The following is a 25,443-nucleotide window of genomic DNA, read 5'->3' as shown; positions in this document are numbered from 1 at the left end:
CGCTTCTTTATCTCGACCTTCGCTGAATCAATTGCAGCCGTGTCTGTGTCTTTCTTGACCACAGCCGCGGCATTCGCCGGCAGGTGCGTCGTGGCTGTGATGGTCGCAGCTTCCCGCCGGGTCGTCGTGCAGATCGCCGGCGAGGAATTTTTTGACCGCCTCGTCGGTCGGGCCGCTGATCCCCGCGATAAGCTCGATGTGCTGATCCGCTAAGAAATTCCTCGCGCCTGAGCCGATGCCTCCGCATATCAGCAGATCTACGCCGTTGTCGCGCAGGAAGCCGCCGAGCGCCGAGTGCCCGCTGCCCTCCGCGTCTAGCGTGCTCTTCTTCGCGACGGCCCCGTCCTTGATCTCATAAAGGGCAAAATACCTCGTGTGTCCGAAATGCTGGAACACCTCTCCGTTCTCCTCCGTTACCGCTATCCGTCCATCTTTCACGATATTCTTCATCCTTTCCGCGAGCACCCGCTCGCTTTCGCTCCAAAAGGGGCACAGCGCGCAGCGAGGCCTTCCGCCGCACCAGCCGGCGGCGAACTCGAAATTCCCGCCGCCTATCTCGATGCACTTGCCGCGACACAAAGCCTCCGCGACCTTCGCGTGCGCCGAATAGATTATCCGCTGCAGCGTGCCGCGGGAAACCTCCATGCGGCGCGCCGCGAGCTCCTGGTCGAGCCCTTCGAGATCGCAGAGGCGCAGAGCCTCGAGCTCTTCAAGAGATATCCGTACGCTCTCAGCGGCGCCTTCCGGCGCGAAACGCTCGAAGGGCGGCCTCATGCACACTCGACGGCATTTTGTGTTTGCCGGCATCGCTCGCACCCCTTCCTGGTGTGATAATTATACGTGCATATGCACATTATGTCAATGGGCATATGCACATTTCCAACGAGATAACGTAGGATTTTCCGTTCGCAAAGCGGATGTACGATATGGGAAAGGGTGTCCGCAGTCGCCTCAGCGCCGTGCCGGAAGCTAACTAACGGATCATCAGATCCAGAAGAAAGACGACTGCGCAGGCTAGCAGCGATACTTGCAGCAGGCTGCCGCCGAACCAGGCGAGCGCCGTCGCGGCGGCGAGCGCCGAAATCGCCGTGACGGCGCTTCCCGTAGCGTCGATTATCGCAGGGAAGGTCATGACCGCGAGCGTCACATAGGGAACGTAATATAGGAACGCGCGAATGCGCCTGTTCTTTATCTCGCGGCGTATGACGGTCAGCGGCAGCACGCGGATCGCATAGGTCACGCCCGCCATTATCAGCAGATAAATGTAGATATTACGCGCCATCGGGGCCCTCCTCCTTCAGCGGGAAGATGAACGCCGCCGCTGTGGATATCACGACTGTAAGCGCTATCGTGCGCGTGCCGGTCGAGAGGCCGAGCGCGTTGAAGCGCGAGAGGGCGAAGCTCGCGCCCATCGAAAGGGCTATCAGAAGGGCGACGACCGGATTTTTGCGGGCCGGCGGGATTATTATCGCTATGAACATGCCGAAGAGCCCCGCGCTGAGGGCGGTGACCGCCCTCTGTGGAAGAGCGTTGCCGGCGATCACGCCGAAGAATGTGCCGAACGCCCAGCCCGGCATAGCCGAAGCGAACATTCCGTAGACGTAGAAGGGATTGAGGCGCTCCGGCTGCAGCACCGAGAGGCCGAATATCTCGTCGGTGAGGTCGAAGGCCATCAGCATGCGGTGATAGAGCGGGGTGTCCGGCGCTATCCTTTGGCTGATCGCGCAGGACATCAACAGATAGCGCGCGTTCGCGACCATTATCATGACGGCGAGCTCCAGATAGCCGGCGCCTGCCGCTATCAGAGTGTAGCCCGCGAACTGCCCCGCCGATGCGTTCTGCGTCAGAGAGCTGACGAAGGCCTGGATCGGAGTGAGCCCGGCGTTTTTCGCGCCGATGCCGAGAGTGAAGCCGACCGCCAGATATCCAAGCAGTATGGGTATCGCGTCGCGCATCCCTTTAAAAAAGAAGTAAACATTTCGTTTCGACATACCAAGCCTCCACCGCAATTCAGATTCAAAGACAATTATACAGGTATTTTCACAGCTTTAACAAATATGAATTCTATTAGCGCATCGGAGGCACAGAGAAAAATCTATAGCGGTATCGGCACAAAGGAAAAACTGCTCTATTATAAGTTTTTTGATCTGCTATAACACAACCTTCGTCCATAATTGCTATCCGGAAAATAACATATAAAAGCTTTTTACATTACCGTCGTTCATGTGCGCCGCATTACCATTTGTGCTGCCATCCACACTTGATTAGTGTAGACACTATCTGGTGTTATCGATCATTGTTTTTTCAAGCCTGAAATACTCTTCCCTGAATTCAGTATCTAAAACATCTGATCTCGTATCTTTATGATGTTTATTGAAAAATTCTGTTATATGGAATCCACATTTATTAACATAAAAGTTGATGTTCCTTTTTTCAAAATATGGAGTTATCAGCTCCCATACCCTGGTCTGCGGATATTTTTCTTCTATCGACTTCCAAATAAGCTGTCCGTATCCTCTGTTATGGTAGGATGGATAAATATAAAACAGATCAAGCGAGTTCCGTTGCGTAGCGGGGTCTATACTGACAGAGACGCCGCCTATTTTGATTTCGTCAAGATAAATGTGATAGACATCGGCGTTAGGCGAAAATAACGACTTGTTTATATCCTCTTCCGAAATAATATCTTCGCCGGTAGCGTCTCCAAACTCTTCTGTTGCGGCTATGGCAAAAATATCCATTACATCGCGCCTAAATGCGTCGAATTCACTCTTATCAACGGTTTCAAAACGAATATTCATGGCCTTTTCCTCCTCGTTTCTGCTTTGATCAGACCTTATCATGATTCTCCTGCCAGTCTGGGTTGTCGAATTTTAGGCCGGTGTAGTTCTTGATTTTTTCCCTGACGCCCTGAAGCACAACATACAAACCTGGGATGATGAAAATGCCGAAGACAGTCGATATCGCCATGCCGAAACACATTGTCGTCCCAACGTGGATCCGGCTTATTGCTCCTGCGCCTGATGCGAACAACATCGGAAGGACTCCGAAGACGCAGGTGAAGGCCGTCATGAGAACCGCACGATAACGTTCATGCGCCGCATTCTCAGCCGACTCCAGAATGGGGACTCCGTGAACTTCATGTTGCTCCTGCGCGAACTCAATTATCAGTATGGCGTTTTTCGCTGCGAGTCCCGCCAGCACCAGAATGCCAAGTTGAGAGTATATGCTCATGGAAGTATGCATCAGCATTATGCCGGACAGTGCCCCCAAAAAAGCGACGGGGAGCGAGAGCATCACCGCGAGCGGTACGGCCCAGCTTTCGTACTGTGCAACGAGGAACAGATATCCGAACAAGAGAGCGATGCAGAAGACTCTGGCTATCTGCCCGCCGGCCTTTTGCTCCTGATATGTCATGCCCGACCATTCGAGCTTGTAGCCGGGAGGAAGTTCCTTCACCGTTTTCATCGCCCTCTCCATGGCCTGCCCCGTAGAATACCCGTGTACAACTGAAGCGTTGATATAGGCGCCTGGGTAAAGATTGTATCGATCAACGACTCTGGGCATGAGCACTTTTTTCAGCGTTGTAAAGCTCTTTAGAGGGACCTCTGTGTCTCCGGCTGCGACGTTGACCTGCCCTACATCATCCATTTTGCTGCGAAATCTCCATTCCGACTGCAAAATAACCTTGCTTGACTGGGCGCCTATGTTCACGTCGTTGACGTATGATCCGCCAAAGTAAGACTGAAGCGTGTTGAACACGTTCCCCACAGGCACACCAAGCATTTCCGCTTTTTCTCTGTCGATGTCGAGAAACAGGTGGGGCGTATTTGCACTGTAGGTGGTGAACGCGGAGTCGATCTCAGGCGAGGCGTTCAGCTTTTTTATAAACTCGCTGACAACCGGCGTTAATTTCTTCATGTCTGTATCGTCTGCCGCCTGCAGATAAAAGCTGATTCCGCCGGCCTTGCCAACGCCGGAAACGGCAGAAGAGACAAAAGTGTTCACCTGAGCCCATGGAACCTTCGACGCCAACTCGTTTATCCTTTCTGCTACGGCATCGACGCTTCTGTCCCTGCCCTTCCTCTTTGACCAGTGGTCAAGTATGACGCTGAGCGATGCAAGATTCTCTCCATCGCCTTCCATTGTGTCAAATCCGGCTATGTTCATGGTCTCTCTAACGCCTGGAATCGTTCTGACCATGTCCGCCAGTTTGCACACTACGGTTTTAGTCCGGTTTATCGCCGTGTTTTCAGGCAGCTTTACAGAGACCTCTATCATTCCCTGATCCTCGTCCGGGATAAAGGACGAGGGGATGACCGACGCGATCACGCAACACGCTGCGGCAACTGCGGCGAGCAGAAAAAGCGTAGCTGAAGTCCTGCCAGCGATAGCCGCTGAAACTTTGACATATATCTCCCTGGACGAGTCGAGTAGCTTTGAAAAACGTTTCAACAGTTCTCCGGGCTCAGGCTGTTCTTTGCTCAGGATGTAGGCGCACATTACGGGGCTCAACGTCAATGCGACGGCGAGAGAAAACACCACGGCAAAGGAGATAGTGAGCGCGAACTGGCGATATATCTCTCCGGTCATTCCTTTCATAAACATGACCGGCGCGAACATAGCAAGAAAGACCAGCGTGGTCGCGGTCATGGGGCCTGTTACGTCCTTCATGGCCTGATACGTGGCAGCGAAAGAGTTTTTGCCGTCCCGTTCCATGATGAACATGACTCTTTCCACCACGATGATAGCGTCGTCCACAACTGTTCCTATAACAAGAATGAGCGCGAAAAGCGTGAGCGTGTTGATGCTGTATCCAAACGCCAGAAGCCCAGTAAAGGTCGCAAGAATCGAGACCGGAATAGCAACGACTGGAATCAGGGTGACCTTCCAGTTTTGCAGGAAAATATAACAGACAGAGGCCACGAGCACGAAGGTCAGAATCAGGGTCATCATTATTTCACGGATCGTCTCCACAACCATTTCGGTCGAGTCGTACACCGTTACAAACGCTGTGTCTTCCGGAAGGGACGGTTCCATCTCCTTTATGGCCTTTTTTGCCTCGCGCATGACGTCCAGCGCGTTTGAGCCGGCTGCCTGAGATAAGGAGATTATTGCAGCCGGAGCGCTGCCAACAGTGCTGATGTTGTTGTAGGCTTCAGAACCGAGCTCGACCCTCGCGACGTCCCTGAGCTTAACTCGCCCGCCGTCCTGCGTGGTTCTTACAATGACATCCTCAAATTCCTTTACGCTGCGCAGACGGCCCTTGGCCGCAAGCGAATATACCAGAGAACTGTTTTTCGCACTTGGTGCGCCGCCAATCGCCCCTACGGAAGCCTGTTTGTTCTGGCTGGAGATGGCGTTAGCCACGTCAGAGGCGCTGAGCCCCATAGAAGCAAGACGCTCGGGGTTCAGCCAGACACGGACACTGTATGTAGAGCCGTATACTTCTATCTTTCCGATTCCAGGTACGCGTTTCAACCTGTTGGCTACGTCGCTTATGGCATATTCGTTCAAAAACAACTCATCCCTCGTCCTTTTTGGGGATATTAGTGCAAAGTAACCAAGTGAACCGGAAAAACTGATTTCGGAAGTTATGCCATTTGCTGAGACTTCCTGCGGAAGCTGCGAGGCGGCCTGCTGTACTCGATTCTGCACCTTGATGAGGGCCATATCGGGATTCGCGCCTGTTTCGAAGGAGATGGTAAGGGAATAAGAGCCTGTGTTGTTTGAAGAAGAGGTCATGTTTGTCATACCGTCGACGCCGTTTATCGCCTTCTCCAGTGGAACGCCGACCGTTGCTGCGATCGTCTCGGCATCCGCACCAGGGTACGTGGCCATGACGTATATCTCAGGAGGGGCGATGTTCGGATATTGTGCAACTGCGAGGTTTTTTGCGGAAATGACGCCTGCGATCATCATAATGACAGATATGACTGTGGCAAGCCTCGGATGCTCGATTAAGAATTTAGACAGCATAGCCTAATTCTTTCCTTCGTCGCCGTTGTCAGCCGGAAGAGGCTCGATCTTCCCGCCAGGATACACGGACTGAGTCCCCTCCACTATAACCATCTCGCCCTTCTTCAACCCGGCAATGACCGCAACGGAGGTATCGGTATGCTCGCCAAGCCTGACGTAACGCTGTTTTGCAATATTGTCATCGCTGATTACGTAGACAAAATCGCCCTTTTCATCAGTAATTACGGCTGTGTTCGGCACTATTACCGTTTTTTCTGCGGCAAGCGGCTTGAGCACGACACTCACCATGCCTCCGGGAACAAGGAGCGAGTCGGTATTTTTAACCTTCAGATGCGTGAGTATCGTCCCAGTCCTTGGATCCATCCTGTTGCTCTCAAAGTCCCATTTAGCCGGATAAGGATAGCGGCTCCCGTCTGCAAGCAGTATCGCGGCAGTATACGTCTGATTTTTAGCGCCTATGCTCTTCTGCCGTTTAATATATTCCTGGTCCGGCAGAGTAAAAGAGATGCGAACCGGGTCTGTCTGCGTGATGTTTGCGAGAACGGCATCCTGCGGAGTAATATAGTTGCCCTTTGTGAACCTGACCTCCCCGATTTTCCCTGTTATTGGAGCAGTAATTTTTGTATGCCGTAAATCGATTTGAGCAATGCGCAAGGAAGCTCTTGCGCTCTCTACGTCCGCGCTGCTCTGGAGCGCCGCACCTTCAGCCTGGTCCCGCTCCGCCTGGGAGACGCCCCGGGAGTCCGCTCCTTTTATACGCGCGTAATATCTGGCCGCCTGACGGCAGTTGGCCTCTGCCTTTGCGAGTTCGCCCCTCCTTAGCTGAACCGCCGCCTCATACTGTATCGGGTCCAGCGTGAAAAGCAGGTCTCCCTCCCTGACTGTTGAGCCCTCTGCAAAATGCACTCCGGTTATCTCTCCTGACAGCCGAGGCCTGACGTCCACTGTCTGTACTGCTTCAACCCTGCCCACGTAGCGCTGTTCACTGCAGATATAGTCCATGCTCACTGTCCTGATTACGACAGTCGGGGGAAGTTCCGCTTCGGGGATCGAAGTTTCTTTGTCCGGCGCTTTTGCGGCGTGAAAAAAATGAAACAGAAGAGTTGCACATCCAAATAACAGGAGCGCTGCTACCGCTCTAAGATAGGAATGTTTCTTTCTTCTTGCGTTGTTCCGCCCATCATTCGAATCCATTATACTCTGCTCCCTTAACGTCCAAGTCCGCAATCCATACTGCCGCAACGGATACGATAAAGCGTAAGGCAGCTTTATACTCAAGCGGAAAAATCGCTTATCTCTGACGGACGGGAGAGAAAATTTTCACTAAATGCTTTTTTGGGTCGTTCTCTGACATTTCGTCGAGCGGGTACTCAATATAGATATTACCTCGAAGTTCCAGACTATTTTTGCTTACATGCCGCATAAACTTCTCGTAGTACGCGTGATTGTCGTCAAAATAGTCCTGACTAAGCTCAAATAATACGGCGAACATACCTTCTTCGATATTGTCCGAGCCTTTGTTGGTTTTCGCGTACATGCAGCCGGCAGCATCCCAGCTGCCGGCCAGCGCCGACTCCATAAACACGATCTGCCCAATCTGAGTCGCATGGCTTATGCCCACCTCCCTGCATTGCTTCAAAAAAGAATGGAAATAGGCGACGTCCAGATTTGGAGCAGAGGCGCACAGCCGTCCGATAAAAATCGTCTCGGTGCTGCGGACCTCGATAGTAAAAAGCGGAGCTTTTATGTCTTTGTGAAGGCGGATGGTTTCAGCGCGTTTTTCTATAGACTCTCTTAACTGAAGGAGATCGTCGATTTTTGCAGACAAGGCTTTTATCTGTGTCTCAAAAAGATCAAGAGTGTTTTCCGGCGTACGGTTCGGAATGTGTTCCCTAACGGCGTCCAGCGACAGTCCCATGCTTCGGAGCGAGAGTATCGCGTTGATCAGCTCGAGTTGTCTGGAGCTGTAGAGCCTGTAGTTGTTCCCAGCACGATAGGCGGGTTTAAGAATGCCTATCGCGTCATAGTACAAAAGATTAGAGCGGGTGATGCCTGACAGCTCGGCAAACTCGCTGATGGTGAACATACCATCCTGCGCCATTTTTTGCACCCCCTATCCGGCAAACATCATACAGTGAAACCTTTCAACTATCAAGCGGCATTATACTTAGTCGTCGCTGAAAAACTCAGTTTTTTTCTAAAATGTCGAACTCCAAACCAGAATCCCGACGGCGAAAACATAAAACATCGGGATTTCTGCCCTTAGCAATTTTGAATAACTTCTCTGAGGTGGTTCAGTATTTTTTCAGGTTACATGCGCGGCTTACCATCAGAGGGGTTATCTCAGCCCCCCTTCTGTCTCTCGGGTAATTACGTCAATTCCGTAATCGCTTTTCACGTGTCCTATTATCAGCTCTATGACGTTTCTCCGCTTGAGCTTTTTCATGTTGTTTCACGGACCAGGAGCCTACGATTACTGCGTTGAGCTCTTGTGGCTTGAGATTATTTTACGAGTATCGCCGTCCCTATGTTTTTTTGAAACGAATCTATACTGTGGTTTTTCTGTAGCCTCTGGCTTCCTTATCCCGGTTTTCTCCTGATGATTACAGATTTTCTAGTTGTGTTTTACCTCAATTATGGGCTTTTTCGGTGACGGATATTTAAATCATCTATCCTGTCTCATGGGAGGTAGTACTACATCAACTATACAAGAGTAACTATAAGGCGTATCCGATAGCCATGACAATATATTCTAAAGGCCTCGGAGAACGCGCTGTGAAATACATACTTGACGGACGCTCCTTGTATAATTGACGAAGTAGATCACACGGATTTGTTCGCGGCTGACGCCGCTCACGAAAAAAGAAAAAGGGCGAAGGGCGTTGCTCTTGAGCAAATCCGCGTGACAAAAACATAAAAAATAAACAAGGCGCTCATTTCTGTCCTACGTTATCGCATACAAATTGAATGACTATAGAAAGATGAAATATGGCTTGCGGCATACCTAAGGGGAAGGCGCGCGCCTTCCCCTTTTGCGTTCAGAGCGAATTTTGATTTTTTGAGTTAGTAGCCTGTGTTTGCGGTGTGCTTTTGCAGGTGGGCCATGTTGTTGCTGACCTTTTTCAGATAGCTTTGCGCGATCCCGCCGTAATAGCGGTTGAGCGCCTTCTGCAGCGTCCCGTAGACCTTGACGTAGCGCGAGAGTATCAGGACTCCCGCTTCTACGCCGCGCTCCGGGTCGAACATGTGCTCGCGCGTGGCCGCGATGCCCCTGTTGCGCAGCATCGCGTTATGCACCTTCCACATAACCTGCATGACGCCGAGCGCGCCGGATTTGCTCTGCGCTCCTGGGTTGAAGCGGCTCTCCGCCTTCGCGACGCTGATGACGAGGTCGGAGGGGATGCCGTACTTCACGCTGTAGTAGACGAGAGCCATCGCCTCGCGCCACGCGGTTTTGGCGGAGATCTTCGGATTTACCTTCCTTATATAGGACGCGGCGTTCGCAACTTTTTTCTGCATCGCGGGTTCGAGCGTCTCAAGCTTGTTGAGCGTGCTGACCGGGTGCTCGTCGCACCACAGTTCGATGTGTTCCTTTGAAAGTCCCTGCCTCTTCAGCGCATTGTAGACGGAATCGTGATAGACGGGAGCCGGCGCTTCCTGCCGCGTATCTTCCTCTTCCGGGCGCCCCAATATAACGGCCGTCCTGCTTTCCTCCGCCGCGTTTTCCGTCGACGCGCTGTCGCTGACTGTGGAGATTACCGTGCCATCAGAGAGGGTGTTATGTGTTTTCGACGCCGCCTCTTCGCTTTTGCATTCGGCGTTCCCGAAGAGTATTACCGAACATGCGAGCAGAAGCAGCGCTGCGATTCGCGGCAGATGGAAGAGCCGCTTTTTCATTATTTTTCGCATATTTGCCTCCTTACGAGTATGAAAACGCGAAACGCGCGCGCCTGTGAAGTTCACATTAAACGATTCACGGCGCCGCTTTTCGCGGGCACTCTTAACGCATAAAATATGATAACGGCAAGCGGCGGGAAGTCAAGCTTGTAGAAGCAAATGCCGTGTTTTATAATGTTTATCTACACTTTGATTTTAATTTAAACGCGTAAAATTTGCTTTAAATGTAAATTTACTTATACGTTTTGCCATTTAAGCCGCTTTTTTATCAAGCGCGAGCAGCAGGATTCCGGCGAATAGCGCGCCCACTCCGGCTACGCCGACCGCCGAAAGGCGCTCGCCGAGCAGCGCCGTCGAGAGGAACCACGCGGTGAGCGGCTCCGAAAGCGCAAGCGTATAGCCCGTGCCGAGCTTTATTTTTCTTATGCCTATCGTAAAAAGCGTGTAGGGGATTATCGTGCTCACGAAGACGAGAAGTATGATGCAGAGCGCGCCGCGCGGCAGCAGCATCCAGGAGAGGTCTCCCGCGAGGAACCACGGCAGCGCCATCAGGCCGCTCGCCGCGCTTACCATCGCTATGGTTTCGTACGGACTGCGCCTGACGTAGCGGAGGCCGACGCCTTCGAGCGCGTAGGAGACGGCCGCGCAGAGCGCGAGCAGCACGCCGGCGAAGCTGACGGATATTTCGCCGCCGCCGCCGAGTATCAGCATCACGCAGCCCGCGACCGTCGCGGCGGTCGCGGCGAGCCAGCGCCAACCGAGGCGCTCCCTGAAGAGCAGCCATCCGAAGATGCCCGCGATCGGCGGCGCGGAGCCGATAGCGACCATCGTGCCGGCAGCGACGCCGGTCATTTTAACGGCCGAGAAGAAGGTGAGCTGATAGCCTGCGAGGCCGAACGCGGCGAGCAGCACCCCTTTGACGCTCCATTTGCCGAAGAAGATTTTCCCGCGCGTCTTAACGGCCATTGCGGCAAGCAGGATGACTCCGGAAAAGACGACTCGCGCCGAGCCGACGACGAGCGACGTTGCGGCGGCCGGCATGAAAGCCTGTATGGTGCCGGTCGTCCCCCAGCACATGCCGGCCCCTATAACGCATAAGATTCCCGTCAGAGAGTCTTTAGAAATGCTCATAGCCCCGTCAAGTAAAGCTTCATCCTCGGGCTCAGCCGCGCCCCGCCGCCATCCGGCGCACCGGGCGGGCGATGTCTGGCAGCAGCTCCCATACGAGCTCGCGCTTCTCCTCTACCGCCGCAAGCGCTTCGAATGAGAGCGTCCATATCTCAAAGGGCTCCGCGCCTTCGGTGAGGGATTCGCCGAAGGGAATCAGCGCTTCGGCGCAGCAGGCCGCGCCGCCTTCCTCCTCCGTTACGAAGAATATCTGCGAGACGCTGTCCTGCTCCTGCGTGTCGATGTCGAAAAAGCCGGGGAGGGCGGCCCGCCGCATCAGCGAGAGCCAGCGGCGGAATTCGCCTATCTTCCGCAGATTCTCGTCTCCGCCGCCGTCGAAGACGAAGGCGAAGCGGTCGGTGTTTATAAGGCGCATCGGGTCGTTCGGATGCCCTTTGAAATCCTCGTAATATCTGTAATCGTAGCGGCATACGAAGAATATGTCGGGAGAAAATTTCCCTATAGACTTTTCGTTTTCACGCATCCACTCGGCGCCGGCCGCCGCGGCCGCGGACATTTTTTCATAACGCCCCTCTATGCCGGCAAGCGGAAATTTTTCTTCCATTTCGCGCTCTTCCCGCGAAGCCATATAGGGCCAGACGATTTTTCCCCCCTCGACGCGGAAGGGCTTCTCGCCGGGGAGCTCGGGGAAAGTCGGGAGCTCCGGGCGCGCGTAATATTCTTTTATCCCCCAGCGCTGCGCGAAGGCGGCGTCGAAGAGCCGTAAAAATTTCGCGCCCCGCGCCGAGCGCGCGCGATCCTCCGGCGCGTCGCCGGGCTGCGCGTCGATGAAGCTTTCGCGGGCGGCGCGGAGGAATTCGCCGCGCCCGGCCTCCGTCAGGAAGTAGACGCCCTCTTCGCAGTAGAGCATCCCTCGGCGCACGAGCGACGAAAGCTCGGCTTCGCCCACGCCCTCATCCGCGAGGATTTCGGCGGTCAGGCAGGGATGCAGGGAATCAAAAAAGGTTATCGCATAATTTTCATCGTTCATCTTGCCACGCTCCTTCAGCTAAGGCCGCCAGGGCAGTTTCACGACTATCTTTCTGACGTGCCGCGGCGTTTTTCCTGCGCTTGTTCCGGGGCGGTGCCCCTCCCACGGCGCAAGCAGGATCGCCAAGCCGCGCGCCAGCTTCAACTCCTGCCCTTCTCCTTCGTAAAACGCCACGTCGTTTTCTTCGTCGTAGGGTGTCTTCGGTGAGAGGCTTTCAAGCGGCGCATAGCCGATAAGCTCTTCGCCCTCTACGACTATCTGTAGGTCCCAATATCTCTTATGCGCCTCGAAGGGTATCTCTTCCGCCGGCTTCGTGTCGTATTCGCCGAAGCGCAGATCGAGCGGGGAAAAATCCGCGCCCTCCAGCTCGTCGAAGCTTTTCTCCCGCGCCGCGGCAAGAAAGGCGGAGAGCTCCGCCGCGCGCGGCAGGAATTTAGGGAGCTCTTTGATAAAGTTGTCGATGGTGTCGTAGATCATTATTTCACCGCCCCTGCGAAATCTAAGACGATATTATGATAAAATCTGCCCATTCTTTAGTCAAACGGCTTATTTTATCGCTTCGATCCTTGTTCCGAGCTCTTCCCATTCGCCGTAGAGCTTTTTGAGAAGGTTTTCGGTGTCTTTCAGCTCTATCATAAGGCCCTGTATCTTCGCCGAATCGGAGAGCAGCTCGGGCGAACAGAGCCGCGCGCTTATCTCCTCTTTGAGGGCTTCCTTCTCGGCTATTTCCTTTTCGCACTCCGCCAAGCGCTCGGCGAATTCTTTCTTCGCGCGGTAGAGCCTATTGCGCTCCTCAGCCTCGGCGCGCTTCCGCTCCCTGCTCCTGTTCTCGGAGGGCGCGCCGCTTTTTTTCGCCGCGTCGCCGCTCTGCTCTTCGCGCTCCCTTTCGGCGCGCTTTTCGATGAAGCGCGAGTAGTTGCCTCGGTAGTCGTAGAGGCGCCCGCCGCGAATTTCCACGACGCGCGTGACGAGGTCGTCGAGGAACGCGCGGTCGTGCGATACGATCAATATCGTTCCGCCGTAGCGCAGCAGAGCCTTCTGGAAAAGCTCCTTAGTCGAGTAGTCCAGATGGTTCGTCGGCTCGTCGAGTATCAGCAGGTTCGATTCGGAGAGCAGCATCTTCAGCAGCCCGAGACGCGACTTTTCCCCGCCGGAGAGCACCGAGACCGGCTTATATATGTCGTCGCCTGAGAAGAGGAAGGCTCCGAGCAGATTTCTCTTATCGCCCTCGAGCAGCTTCGAACCGGCGTCGTTTACTTCCTGCCACACGCTGCGGCCGTAGTAGAGGTTCTGCGCGCTCTCCTGCGAGAAGTAGGCTTTTTTTACGTTGAGGCCGAGCTCCGTCCTCCCCGCCGTCGGCGCTTCGCTTTGATTCAAAAGGCGCATCAGCGTCGATTTTCCCGCGCCGTTCACGCCGACGAGCGCGACGCGCTCCCCGCGCTCTATCGTCAGATCCACATCGGAAAAGACGGTGTCGCCGCCGTAGCGCTTCGCGAGGCCGCGGGCGCTCACGACGACGCGGCCGCTGCGCGGGCTCTCCGGGAAGCGGAAGTTCACGTTCCTGGGCGCTCCTTCGAGCTCCGTGAGCTCCATCTTTTCAAGCTGCTTTATACGGCTCTGCACCTGCCTCGCCTTCGTCGCCTTGTAGCGGAAGCGCTCGACGAAGCGCTGTATATCCTCTATTCTTTCCTTCTGCTGTTCGCGCTCGGCTTCGAGGCGCGCGCGGCGTTGCTCGCGCTCCGTCAGGAATTTTTCGTAGCCGCAGGAGTAAAGGTTCAGCCTGCCGTTCGCGAGCTCCGCGACGGAGGTGACGACGTTGTCGAGAAAGCGCCTGTCGTGCGAGACGGCGATTATCGTGCCCTGGTAGTCGCGCAGCCACGACTCCAGCCACTCCATACTTTCGGTGTCGAGATGGTTCGTCGGCTCGTCGAGCAGCATTATATCCGAGCGGGATAGCAGCAGCGCGGCCATCGCGACGCGCATCTTCCAGCCTCCGGAGAACTCGGAGGTGACGCGGGAGGCGTCGCGCTCGGGCGCGAAGCCGAGGCCGTGAAGCACCCGCTTCGCCTCTATCTCGAATTCGAAACCGCCCTTCGCCTCGAAGCTGCGCTGCAGCCTTTCGTGCTGCGAGAGGAGCGCGCGGAGCCCCCCGCCCGCCGCCTCCGCTCCGGACATACTGCGCTCGCAGTCGGCAAGCTGGCGCGAGAGCTCCGAGAGCCCCGCGCTTTCCTTCAGATAGTCCATCAGCGGCATTTCTTTTATCTCCACGAGGTCCTGCGGAAGATAGCCGACGGCGTGCCCCTTCGGCATGGAGATCGTCCCCTCGTAATCCGCGGCCCCCGTCAGCGCGCGCAGCAAGGTCGTCTTGCCGGCGCCGTTGTCTCCGACGAGCCCTATCCGGCTCTTGGGCGTTATGAACCAGTCGATGCCGCGCAAAACCTCCTGCTCGCCGAAATGTATTTTCAAATCCCTTATCTCTATCATCAGCAGCCGCTGTCCTTTCGCCGCGGTGCGGCTTTATTATTATAAGTTGAGCGGCGTTTTATGGAAATACGCCGCGGGCGGTGGTTTTTTCCGCGCGAAGCGCTTCGCGAAAGCCGCGCTAAACGCCTACGAGTTCGTAGCTCGTGCTTCCGAGGCCGAGCTTTTCGGCGTACCGCAGCTGCTCCGTCCCTTTGAATCCGTGCCCCGCGGCCTGCGCGGCGGCGCAGCAGGCGCTGTCTACCGCTACGGCGTCGGCGCCGGCGAATATCCCGATGTCGCGCATCACGGGCGTCATCTTCTTCGAGACGCAGTCGCAGTTCGCCGTGATGTTCACCGCGAAGTTTATATAGACGTTGCGCCTGCCGCGCTGAGCGGCGTATGCGTATTCGGCGAGGCGCTCGTAAAAGTCGCCGCGTCTGAGCAGCGCGAAGCAGACGCTCTTCGGCGTGTATATCGACACGGCCCTGTTCGGGCAGAGCGCGAAGCAGGCGCCGCAGCCTATGCACTTTTCGCCGTCGACCGCCACACTGCCGCCGGCGCTTATCGCCTGGGGCGGACAGTTCGCGGCGCAGAGCCCGCAGCGCTTGCAGAGGAAGCTTATTATGTAGGGCTTTATCCCCATGTGCATCGCGAGCTTGCCTCCCTTCGCGGCGCAGCCCATCGACAACTGCTTGACCGCGCCGCCGAAGCCGGCGAGCCTATGCCCCTTGAAGTGGGCTATGACGATCATCTGAGCGTACTTCCGATACTCCGCGCCGATTTTGCAGCTTTTGAAATGGCGGCCGTTTATCGGGACTTCGTCGAAATGCTCGCCGGCTTCGCCGTCCGCTATCACGACCGGCAGGCGCGTGAAGCCGTGTGCGAGTGCGAGCCTGGTATGGCTTTCGCGCCTCCTCCGCGGCCCGGCGTATAGCACCGAGGTGTCCATGAAGGCCGCTTCGGTGCCGCGCTCCACGAGGAGGTCTATAATGCCGTTGAAGCACGCCGGCTTTACGTAGGTCGCGTTCCCCTCCTCGCCGAAGTGTACCTTCAGGGCGATTCTCTTTTCCAGCGCCACGGCTTCGCGTTCGACGACCGCTTCCAGCAGTTGCCGCGCCGCCGCAGAAAGCTCTTCTTCCGTAAAACTCTCATCCGTCTTCCTGTAATATACCCTCGACATATCCCTCACCGCGAAAAATTATTTTTTCAAGACACATTTATTATATCCGACGGGCAAGGCGGCATAGCTTCCGAAAAAAATATTTTTATGCCGCATTTATATGAAATTAAGCGCCAAAAACCGCTTGATTTTTCGCTTAAATAGCAGTATAACCTCCCTATTGTTAAAAACGCGCGAGAAGAGGGGATTTATGAAATGCCGGAAGCGAAAGAGTACCCTAAGATGAAAGATATTTACGGCTCGCTCGTCTTTGACCGCAGGGAGATGAAGCAGCGCCTGCCGAAAGACGTCTACGAAATGCTCGCCGCCGCGATAGAGGGCAGGCAGAAATTGGATTCCAGCGTCGCCGACACCGTCGCCCTCGCTATGAAGGACTGGGCGGTATCGAAAGGAGCCGACCACTGGGCGCATTGGTTCCACCCGCTCTCGGAGACTACCGCCGAGAAACACGCCGCCTTCCTCACCGCCGACGAAAACGGCAACCCGCTGAACTCCTTCCGCGGCAAGGACCTGATGCAGAGCGAGCCGGACGCCTCCTCCTTTCCCTCCGGCGGCACGCGCAGCACCTTCGAGGCGCGCGGCTACTCCGCGTGGGACCCGACGAGCCCTGCGTTCATAATCCGTTCTAAAAAGGGGGGCACGCTCTGCATCCCGTCGGTATTCTTAGCCTACGACGGCTCTCCGCTCGACCTCAAGACATACCTGCTCCGCGCGATGCAGGCTGCGGAGAGCCGCGCTATGAAGATGCTGAAGCTCTTCGGCAACCGCGGCGTCCGCTACGTGCACGCTACGGTCGGGGCCGAGCAGGAATTCTTCCTCCTCGACCGCCCGCGCGCGCAGAAGCGCCCCGATATAAGATTCTGCGGCCGCACCCTCGTGGGCTCGCCGCCGCCCCGCGACCAGAAAATGGAAGACCATTACTTTGGGGCCATACCGGCGCGCGTGCTTTCGTATATGGAAGACGTGCAGCGCGACTTAGCGCGCCTCGGCGTAGACATAGCGACGCGCCACAACGAAGCGGCGCGCTGCCAGTTCGAATTCGCGCCGAAATTCACCGAAGCGAACCTCTCCTGCGATCAGAATCAGCTAATAATGGAGACGATGCGCAAAATGGCGCGCGAGCACGAGCTCCGCCTGCTCTTCCACGAAAAGCCCTTCCAGGAGATGAACGGCAGCGGCAAGCATATAAACTTCTCCTTCGAAGACAGCGAGGGGCGCAACCTGCTGAAGCCGTCGACGAACCACAGGAGGAACGTGATATTCCTCTCCTTCCTCTCCTCGTTCATATTGGGCGTTTCCAGGCACTTCGGGCTGCTCCAGGCCTCCGTTTCGACGCCAGGCAACATGTACCGCTTAGGCGGGCATGAGGCGCCTCCGTTCATCATCAGCGTCTACCTCGGCGAGACCGTCGCCGGCATGATCCGCGCGATCGAAGAGGGCTACGGCGACGACAGCGTCAGGCCGGCGAAGGGCACGCTCGACCTCGGGCTCCCGAAGCTGCCGGACATCGTCGCCTTCGACAGCGACAGGAATCGCACGAGCCCGATCGCCTTCACCGGAAATAAATTCGAATTCCGAGCGCCGGGCGCCTCTCAGGCGATGGCGACGCCCGTCATGGCGCTGCTTTCCGTGTGGGCCGCCGGGCTCGATGAATTCATAAAGCTCTTCGAAAAACGCATAGACGACGGGGAAGACGCGGTCGAAGCGGCGATACAGACGATACGCGAAGTCTCAGAGATGAGCCGCAACATCCGCTTCGAGGGGGACGCCTACACGGAGAAATGGCATAAGGAAGCGGAGGGGCGCGGCCTCGTAAAGGCGCGCACGATACCGCAGGGCATCGACCTCTTCATGGAGCCCTCGACGGTAAAAATGCTCGAAGAGATGGGCGTCTTCACGAAGAAGGAGCTCGAAGCGTTTCACACGATCAAGCTGGAGAACTTCGTGAAGAACATCGAAATAGAGATGTCCGTGCTTCGCGACATGGTGTGGGAGGGCATACTGCCCGCGATATCGAAGCAGCTGATACTCGAACGCGATTCCTGCGCTGCCGCCGAAGAGCTGGGAACGGAGGGGACTGATGGGTGGAAGCAAATCCTCTCGCACCTAGCGGCGTCAAAGATAAAGCTCATCAAACAGACGCAGGAGCTCGCGAAGCTCCGCGAGAGGATGGCGGCGATGACGACGCGCGAGCACGCGGACGCGATAGTGGACTCCGCCGTGCCTCTGATGGCGGAGATTCGCAGGAGCGCGGACTCTGTCGAGGTCTACCTTTCGAACGAGATAATGCCATATCCGAACTACCGCAACCTCCTATCTCTTTCGGCGTAGCGCCCTGCGGCGATCGTTTGACGGCGGCCCCGGCGATTTTCGCGGAGGCCGCTGATTTTTATTCTTTTACGTTACTAATGTTCACGGTCTTCTCGCGTTATGGCGATTTATTTTGCCAAGTTAATGGTATAATTTCAGAAAATAAGGGATGTATCATAAACGATTTGATACGTTTTATATTTTTGTGTCTTAAATAACATTAAGGAGGCGTATCTTGATGAGCAAGAAAGCGGAACTGCAGAAGCAGTATGGATTGTTTATCAACGGAGAATGGCGGCCGGCGTCCGACGGAGCGACGTTCAAAACATATTGTCCCGCCGACGGCGAGCTGCTTGCGGAATGCGCGGAGGCGACGCGCGAAGATGTCGATCTTGCGGTATCCGCAGCCTGGGAAGCGTGGAAGAGCTGGAAAAACGTAGACCCGGCGCAGCGGGCGGATATCCTCATAAAGATAGCCGACGTGATCGACGCGAACAAGGAACACCTCGCGATGGTGGAGTCGATGGACAACGGCAAGCCGATCCGCGAAACGATGGCGATCGACGTCCCCTTATCATCCGACCACTTCCGTTATTTCGCCGGAGCGGTGCGCACCGAAGAGGGAAGCGCGACGATGCTCGACGGCAACACGATGTCGCTTATCTTCCGCGAACCGATCGGCGTAGTCGGCCAGATCGTGCCGTGGAACTTCCCCTTCCTGATGGCGGCGTGGAAGCTCGCGCCGGTGCTCGCGGCCGGCTGCTGCACGGTATTCAAGCCCTCCAGCCTGACGCCGCTATCGGTGCTCGAATTCGCGCGCCTCATCGGCGATCTCCTGCCGCCGGGCGTCTTCAACGTCCTCACGGGCAAGGGCTCGCGCGCGGGGCAGTACATTCTCGAACACAAGGGCTTCCGCAAGCTGGCTTTCACCGGTTCGACGGAGATCGGCGGCGACGTCGCGAAGGCGGCCGCTGAAAGGCTCATCCCGTCGACGCTCGAACTCGGCGGGAAATCCGCTAACATCTACTTCCCGGACTGCAAATGGGATATGGCGATGGACGGCCTACAGCTCGGCATCCTCTTCAACCAGGGGCAGGTATGCTGCGCCGGCTCGCGCGTATTCGTCCATGAGGACATCTACGACAAATTCATCACGGACGCAGTCAAGGCCTTCAACAGGGTGAAGGTCGGCATGCCGTGGAAGGAAGATACGCAGATGGGCAGCCAGATCGACAAGAACCAGGTCAAGAAGATTCAGAAATGCGTGGACGAAGGGCTCAAGGAAGGCGCCAAGATCGCCTGCGGCGGGCATCCTCTCACAGAGGGCGAATTCGCGAACGGCAGCTTCTACGCGCCGACGCTCCTCGTCGACGTAAAGAACGAGATGAAGGTCGCGCAGGAAGAAATCTTCGGTCCCGTCGCGGTCGTCATCAAGTTCAAAACGGAGGAAGAAGCCATCGCTATGGCGAACGATAACGGATACGGACTCGGAGGCGCGGTGTGGACGCGCGACATCAACCGCGCTGTGAGGGTCTGCCGCGGTATCGAAACGGGACGTATGTGGGTCAACACCTACAACTCGATCCCGGCGGGCGCGCCCTTCGGCGGCTACAAGGCGAGCGGCATCGGACGCGAGACGCACAAAGTCATCCTCGAACACTACACACAGATGAAGAACATAATGATCAACCTGAGCGAAGCCCCGAGCGGCTTCTACCCCGAAAAGTAAAAGCGCCGCGCTTACGCGACGGGGGCGCTCCGCGAAAGCGGGGCGCCCCCGTCGCTCGTTAGTAAGCAATATAAATGAAGTTACTTTAAGGCGATAGCTGATATAATCCCATTGGATAGCATGCTGTGAATAATCGTAAGTATAAGACCAATCCTAAAGAGTTACTTAAACAAGGAGTATGGGGGGAAATAAGCGTCAAAAACCGGTTCCATTTTTGCGGCGCCCAGCCTCTGTAGCTTTTGTCTTGAACAAAATAACCCTACTAAGAGATTAGCCGTAGATATTTCTTTCTATTTATAACTTAATTTTATAATTATCAAAAAAAATTGATAAAAAGTAAGCTTATAACAGGTTTTATGGGGGTATTGGCAGAATAATTGTCAAAATCTTTAATATTTTCATATGATTCAAAATGTATTTTAGGGCTTGATTAAAATATATATATAATTTATACTATTAGCGCAAAATATGTGTATTAAAAGGTTAAAAAATATTTATAGTAAATTTATTAAAATTTATTTAAAGTTAAGCGCGTTTTATTAAGTTTTTAAAGGAGAGGCGGAAGTAATGAATAACAAATTAGCAAGCCCGGGGCCTGCAGGAAGCATGGTTCTCGCTTTCTATCTTGGCGGCCTGTTCCCCATTTTCACAGGGCTAGAGACCTCTCCCACGGGATTTGTTATCCTGGTGGCGTTAGGCGTGGGCGGCGCAACCGTGCAGCTTTCGGCCGGACTGGTATCGCTCAAGAAAAACAATATATTGCTCGGTAATATGCTTATGGCTTTCAGCGCGTTTATGTGGCTGGGCTCAATAAGTAATTTCTTAAAGCTGGCCTATCCCGAAGCGTCCATAAACACCGCTGTATGTGACGGCGTGGTATTTTTGGTGATGGGTATATTCATGATAGGTTTTACAAAACCTTTCCTTAAAATGGGGCTGTTCAATGCTTTGTTTATGTTGGCAACCGACGTGTTCTTCTTAACCTCAGCCTTCGGCTTCATGCTGGGAGTGCCTATTCTCACAGTTATAGGCGGCTGGACATGTCTGCTTGTAGTCATATCTATTATGGTCAACGTGCTTAGAGAGGTATACGCCGGAATGAAAGATTTCGCCGAATAAAACAATAAACCGCTTATGGTGAACGCAGTGGGTGTTTAAGAGAATAAGAATTACCAGTCCAAGTGGTTGCATGCGTTGTACAAGAACTGATACTTCTTGCTTGGCTTGCACTATTTAATTATGAGGGGGTAAAAAATATGGCATTTATTTTCAGAGTAAACATGGAAAATAAAACCGTCAAAAAAGAGGCTGTACCCAAGGCCTATGCCAGTTTAGGAGGAAGGGCGCTTATAACGCGCATTATGGTGGATGAGACCAAGCCGGATATTGACGCGCTGGGTAAAGAAAACAAGTTGATTATCTGCCCAGGGCTTTTGGGCGGTACGATCTGCACCTCTACCGGAAGAATATCCATAGGCGGGAAAAGCCCTCTTACCCAAACGCTCAAAGAGTCCAACGCAGGTGGAATCGTCTCGCAGCAACTTTGCCGTATTGGCGTAAAAGCTATCATCATCGATGATTGTGCTAAAAAAGGCGAATGGTATCTGCTAAAGGTCAACGCGGATGGTATCGAATTTATAGACGCGTTGGAATACGTAGGCAAGAACAACTATGAGCTTTCAGAGCTCCTTAAAAAGCGCTTTGACCCCAAATCTGGAATCCTTTCCATAGGCGTTGCGGGCGAGCGCTGCTATAAAGCGGCCTCCGTACAGGTCACCAGCACAAACGGTTATCCCAGCCGCGCGGCCGCACGCGGCGGCATGGGTGCTGTCATGGGCTCCAAAGGTTTGAAAGCCATAGTAATAGATCCTCCTACCGGCTTCAGCGCGGTCACTTATGCGAACAAAGAAGCTTTCTTAGCTGCGCATAAGGTTTTTGTGGAGGGTGTGCGCGCAAATCCCAACTCGGGTGTGGGTATGCCAAACTTAGGTACCGCGGTGCTTGTGAATCCCGTCAATATGTTCGGGATGCTACCAGTCAACAACTACTCATCTTCAAAATTTGATTCTGACGGCGTCAAAAAACTCTCGGGTGAATATATAGCCGAGAAAATGGCGGCACGCGGCGGAAGAGTAGGGCACGCCTGCAACCCCGGCTGCATTATCCATTGTTCCAACGAATATGTCGACGAGAACGGAAAATATGTGACCTCGGGACTCGAATATGAAACCCTTGCCCTTTGCGGTTCGAACTGTGGCATCGGTGACGCCGATATTGTCGCCAAAATGGATTATATGTGCGACGATATAGGCCTTGACACCATGGATATTGGCGCAGGTATAGGCGTGGCAATGGAGGGCGGAAAGGCCTCTTTCGGAGACGCTGAGGCGGCGATTGCGATGCTTCAGGAGGTCAACGACGGAACGGAGTTCGGTGCGATACTAGGCAATGGAGCAGAAAGCGTAGGCAAACACCTTGGAGTAAAGCGCATTCCCACCGTAAAAGGGCAGGCCATAGCGGGCTATGACCCCCGCTCACTCAAAGGTACTGGCGTAACGTACGCCACCTGTCCGCAAGGCGCGGATCACACCTCAGGAAATCTACTTGGCGCAGCAAATCTGAACCCCATCGATAAAACGGGCACACCCGAGGCCTCGTTCGGCATTCAGGTAGCCATGTGCACCATGGACAGCATAGGCATCTGCATATTTGCAAGCTTCTGCACGGCGGATGACCCCAAATATGCCGTGGCGCTTGCCGATATGCTTACCGCACTGACGGGTGAATCGTGGGATGTTGACAGGATGATGGGTCTCGGAGTGGAAACCATCAGGTTGGAGCTGGAGTATAACCGCGCGATGGGTATTTCAAAAGACAAATTGCCTGACTTCTTCTGCACGGAACCTAACGACGTGACAGGCGCCGTTTTCGACTTAACGGATGAAGAACTTAAGAGTGTGTTCCCCTTTTAGGAGGTAAACAAAGTGATAACCGTAAAGCTCTATTCAGCATTGCCATTCATCTATGAGAAAAAGAAAGGTTTTTATAACTCGGAGACAGGAGTGTCCCTCGAATGCGGCGGGGGTGTGACTGTAAGGGATATATGCGGCATCCTGGATATTCCTATCAACAACGTGGCGTTTTACAGCCTTCACGGCAAGGCGCAAACCGATATGGATGCCAGCGTCGGCGATGAAGAAGAGCTCTGCCTCTTTTCCCCGCCTCCCGCGGGAGGATAGTCGACGTTTACATTGACTCAAGCCGGAGTTCGGCCTGAATAATACAAAATACTTAAAACGAGGGGAGAGCAAAAAATGTTTTACACTTTTCATCAGCCGGTTAAGGTTCTTTATGGTGTAGGTGCAGTTGCAAAAATAGGAGAAGTGGTCAAAGACGGTAACTATACGAAGGCATTCGTCGTGTATGATAGCGGCGTAAAGGGCGCGGGCATAGTGGATAAAGTGACTAAAGGGCTCGAAGCCTCGGGTATTGGCTATGAGCTTTACGACAAGGTCATTCCCGATCCCCCGTCCTATCTCGTGGACGAAGGCTTCAAGGTCTTTGAAAAATCCGGCTGCGACTGCGTTATTGCCGTAGGCGGCGGCAGTAGCATAGATACCGCGAAAGGTATTAACATATTGCGTTTCAACGAAGGCCCCATACTCAGATACGCCAACCCTGAAAACGTGATTGGACGTTCGCCCGGTTTGATTACGATCCCGACGACAGCCGGCACGGGAAGTGAGGTCTCAAACGGCCTTATCATAAGCGATCCCGAAACTCATATAAAGAATCTGCTTGTGTGCTACAACGCCATGTCGGAGTTCTGTGTGATCGATCCCGAGCTTATGATGGGAATGCCCAAGAAGCTTACGGCTTATACAGGCAGCGACGTGCTTGCACATCTTGTGGAGTCTTATACCACCAACGTTTCTACAAAGCTAAATGAGCTTATATCCGAAAAATTTATCTCTGTAGTTTACGAGTGGTTACCTCAAGCGGTGGATAACGGCCAAAACATCGAAGCCAGAGAAAACATGGGCATAGCCTCCTCTATGGGAGGCTGGTGTCTGTCGCTTGCGTTTGCGCACGCAGGGCACTCCATAGCACACACTCTGGGTGCTAAATACGGTATGGTTCACGGCGCCGCATGTGCGTATGCCGATCCCGAAGTGCTTCGTTGGATAGCCCCCACTTGTCCCGGCAAGATCAAAAAGATAGCCGAGATGTTGGGCGCGACCTTCAAAGGGAACGAGACGCCCGAACAGATCGGCGAGAAGGTCTGCGAGGTCTACAAAGCGTTCAACGATCGCATAGGTATTCCACCGATCGAAACTTGGAACTGTGACCTCTCGCGTCTTGACGAAGTCGCCGAAGCAGTTTCGGTTGAAGCGTGCGGCAATTTCTCCGTGCAACCCCTGACGTTTGATGCCGCAAAGATGCTTCTCAAAAAGATCTTCGGTGTAGCATAAGTCAACTGTTAAATCATATACTGTAGGTAAAAATGGGCTGTTGCACTAAGGAAATAAGTACAGTCCGAAAAAGTTTCAAGTAAAGCACGGCCCGGGCCCGCAAAAGTCCGGGCCTTCGTGCGGAATTTAGACATATGAAATCACAAATTCTCACACAGGGACCGTACAGTAAACGCGCCGTGTTATTAACTGTGCGTCTTCCCCTGGGAGATATAAAGGCTTTTATTCCAGAGGGCGATTTTGTCAGGTTGCTGGAACACAACAGATACATGCCTACATCAAGCCGCAGAACTACGAACAGGGCAGAAGGCGTTCTTTTGCCAAATACAGGCTGTGCTGAAAAGCAAGTTAAACAGGTAGTGTAACTTATTCTGTGTAAACCCCTTGCCCCTGGATCGATGTAAGACATCAAAGGGTTACCGTTACTGCTTCAGTATCACCATAATGACATACGCTATCCGGGCTGTCAATGGACTGCAGCCCGGACTTTTCTTATAGGCGTTTAGGGCTATTCCAGATCTCCGGGTTCTATGCGTTCCTCAAAGTAAATGCACAGCTGTGACAGAATTTTACTCCAGTCCCTGTCCCTGCCGGTCCACTTTTCAGTGATGTCCATCGTCGCAAGATAAAGGAGCTTGAAAAGGGCGTCGTCTGAGGGGAAGATCGTACGTGTTTTTGTCACTTTCCTGAGCTGCCGGTTGTAGTTCTCGATCTGGTTTGTCGTATAGATCATCCGGCGCAGCTCATAGGGATACTTGAAATAAGCGGATAACTGAGGCCAGTTGTTCCGCCAGCTCGCTACCGAAGACGGGTATTTCGAGCCCCACTTCTCTTCAAGTCTGTCAAGCCCTTCCTCGGCCTGCTCCAGTGTAGGAGCCTGATAGACACCCTTCAAATCATTCATAAAAGCCTTAATGTCCTTGTAAGAGACGAATTTTGTCGTGTAACGGATCTGATGGACAATGCAGCGCTGGATTTCGGCCTTGGGATATACGGCGCTTATCGCATCTGCAAAGCCTGTCAGGCCGTCGACGGAGATAATGAAAATATCTTCGGTGCCGCGATTACGGATCTCGTTAAGGACACCGACCCAGTACTTGGCGCTCTCATTTCCGCCGACCCACAGGCCAAGGACTTCACGATGCCCGTCCAGTCTTGTCCCAATAGCAACATAAACGGCTTTCTTGACGTTCGGCCGTCCTGCCTCACATTGAAATGCACGGCGTCCATAAAGACGACTGCATACTTTTGGCCA

The 25,443-nt window shown here is 54.1% G+C and carries 20 protein-coding genes; 6 read left to right on the top strand and 14 right to left on the bottom strand.

Annotated features, from left to right (window positions below):
• Positions 1–27: 27 nt before the first annotated feature.
• The 13 genes from EH55_RS10620 to EH55_RS10560 form a co-directional block, all read right to left on the bottom strand.
• Positions 28–807: a NifB/NifX family molybdenum-iron cluster-binding protein gene (locus EH55_RS10620; RefSeq protein ID WP_037977668.1), complete on the bottom strand. Its 780-nt coding sequence runs from the start codon at positions 805–807 to the stop codon at positions 28–30.
• A gap of 166 nt (positions 808–973) precedes the next feature.
• The gene (locus tag EH55_RS10615) at positions 974–1,282 is read right to left on the bottom strand and encodes an AzlD family protein (protein ID WP_037977666.1); all 309 of its coding nucleotides are present in this window, start codon (positions 1,280–1,282) and stop codon (positions 974–976) included.
• Positions 1,272–1,991, bottom strand: coding sequence for an AzlC family ABC transporter permease (locus EH55_RS10610; RefSeq protein ID WP_037977663.1), 720 nt, complete (start codon positions 1,989–1,991; stop codon positions 1,272–1,274). Before EH55_RS10610 ends, EH55_RS10615 begins: the two co-directional genes overlap by 11 nt.
• Positions 1,992–2,276: 285 nt before the next feature.
• A complete protein-coding gene (locus tag EH55_RS10605; protein WP_037977661.1) occupies positions 2,277–2,801 on the bottom strand; it encodes a GNAT family N-acetyltransferase in 525 nt (174 codons plus the stop codon).
• 28 nt (positions 2,802–2,829) lie between these two features.
• Complete coding sequence (locus EH55_RS10600; RefSeq protein ID WP_051682839.1) at positions 2,830–5,979, bottom strand: efflux RND transporter permease subunit; 3,150 nt, start codon at positions 5,977–5,979, stop codon at positions 2,830–2,832.
• Between the two features lie 3 nt (positions 5,980–5,982).
• A complete protein-coding gene (locus tag EH55_RS10595) occupies positions 5,983–7,173 on the bottom strand; it encodes an efflux RND transporter periplasmic adaptor subunit (RefSeq protein WP_051682838.1) in 1,191 nt (396 codons plus the stop codon).
• A 97-nt stretch (positions 7,174–7,270) separates the two neighbouring features.
• Positions 7,271–8,080 carry a MerR family transcriptional regulator gene (locus EH55_RS10590; protein ID WP_037977658.1) on the bottom strand — a complete coding sequence of 270 codons (810 nt, stop codon included), beginning with the start codon at positions 8,078–8,080 and terminating at the stop codon, positions 7,271–7,273.
• 962 nt (positions 8,081–9,042) lie between these two features.
• Positions 9,043–9,888: a lytic transglycosylase domain-containing protein gene (locus tag EH55_RS10585; protein WP_051682837.1), complete on the bottom strand. Its 846-nt coding sequence runs from the start codon at positions 9,886–9,888 to the stop codon at positions 9,043–9,045.
• 240 nt (positions 9,889–10,128) lie between these two features.
• Positions 10,129–11,007 (bottom strand): DMT family transporter, encoded by an 879-nt coding sequence (locus tag EH55_RS10580; protein WP_051682836.1) that lies wholly within the window; start codon positions 11,005–11,007, stop codon positions 10,129–10,131.
• 31 nt (positions 11,008–11,038) lie between these two features.
• Positions 11,039–12,034, bottom strand: a complete 996-nt coding sequence (locus EH55_RS10575) for a hypothetical protein (RefSeq protein ID WP_037977656.1) — start codon at positions 12,032–12,034, stop codon at positions 11,039–11,041.
• Between the two features lie 18 nt (positions 12,035–12,052).
• Positions 12,053–12,511, bottom strand: a complete 459-nt coding sequence (locus tag EH55_RS10570) for a YhcH/YjgK/YiaL family protein (RefSeq protein ID WP_051682835.1) — start codon at positions 12,509–12,511, stop codon at positions 12,053–12,055.
• 69 nt (positions 12,512–12,580) lie between these two features.
• Positions 12,581–14,518, bottom strand: coding sequence for an ABC-F family ATP-binding cassette domain-containing protein (locus tag EH55_RS10565; protein ID WP_037977654.1), 1,938 nt, complete (start codon positions 14,516–14,518; stop codon positions 12,581–12,583).
• A 118-nt stretch (positions 14,519–14,636) separates the two neighbouring features.
• A complete protein-coding gene (locus EH55_RS10560; RefSeq protein ID WP_037977651.1) occupies positions 14,637–15,677 on the bottom strand; it encodes a DUF362 domain-containing protein in 1,041 nt (346 codons plus the stop codon).
• 195 nt (positions 15,678–15,872) lie between these two features.
• Here EH55_RS10560 and EH55_RS10555 point away from each other — a divergent pair, with 195 nt between their 5' ends.
• The 6 genes from EH55_RS10555 to EH55_RS10530 all read left to right on the top strand — a co-directional run bounded on the left by EH55_RS10555 (position 15,873) and on the right by EH55_RS10530 (position 24,188).
• Positions 15,873–18,008, top strand: a complete 2,136-nt coding sequence (locus EH55_RS10555) for a glutamine synthetase III family protein (RefSeq protein ID WP_037977650.1) — start codon at positions 15,873–15,875, stop codon at positions 18,006–18,008.
• Positions 18,009–18,225: 217 nt separating this feature from the next.
• On the top strand, positions 18,226–19,716 hold the full coding sequence (locus EH55_RS10550; protein ID WP_037977647.1) for an aldehyde dehydrogenase family protein: 1,491 nt from the start codon (positions 18,226–18,228) through the stop codon (positions 19,714–19,716).
• A 567-nt stretch (positions 19,717–20,283) separates the two neighbouring features.
• Complete coding sequence (locus EH55_RS10545) at positions 20,284–20,835, top strand: hypothetical protein (RefSeq protein ID WP_037977645.1); 552 nt, start codon at positions 20,284–20,286, stop codon at positions 20,833–20,835.
• Between the two features lie 137 nt (positions 20,836–20,972).
• Positions 20,973–22,688: an aldehyde ferredoxin oxidoreductase C-terminal domain-containing protein gene (locus EH55_RS10540; protein ID WP_037977643.1), complete on the top strand. Its 1,716-nt coding sequence runs from the start codon at positions 20,973–20,975 to the stop codon at positions 22,686–22,688.
• 12 nt (positions 22,689–22,700) lie between these two features.
• Positions 22,701–22,955: a hypothetical protein gene (locus tag EH55_RS10535; protein WP_037977641.1), complete on the top strand. Its 255-nt coding sequence runs from the start codon at positions 22,701–22,703 to the stop codon at positions 22,953–22,955.
• A gap of 75 nt (positions 22,956–23,030) precedes the next feature.
• On the top strand, positions 23,031–24,188 hold the full coding sequence (locus tag EH55_RS10530) for an iron-containing alcohol dehydrogenase (RefSeq protein WP_051682834.1): 1,158 nt from the start codon (positions 23,031–23,033) through the stop codon (positions 24,186–24,188).
• A gap of 508 nt (positions 24,189–24,696) precedes the next feature.
• Here EH55_RS10530 and EH55_RS10525 read toward each other — a convergent pair.
• A partial coding sequence (locus EH55_RS10525) for an IS256 family transposase (protein ID WP_201769372.1) occupies positions 24,697–25,443 on the bottom strand: 747 nt, incomplete at its 5' end.

The sequence above is a fragment of the Synergistes jonesii genome, from assembly GCF_000712295.1.
Lineage (GTDB): Bacteria > Synergistota > Synergistia > Synergistales > Synergistaceae > Synergistes > Synergistes jonesii.
Note: the sequence above shows the minus strand (reverse complement) of the source record. Positions and strands in the feature narration are given on the sequence as shown.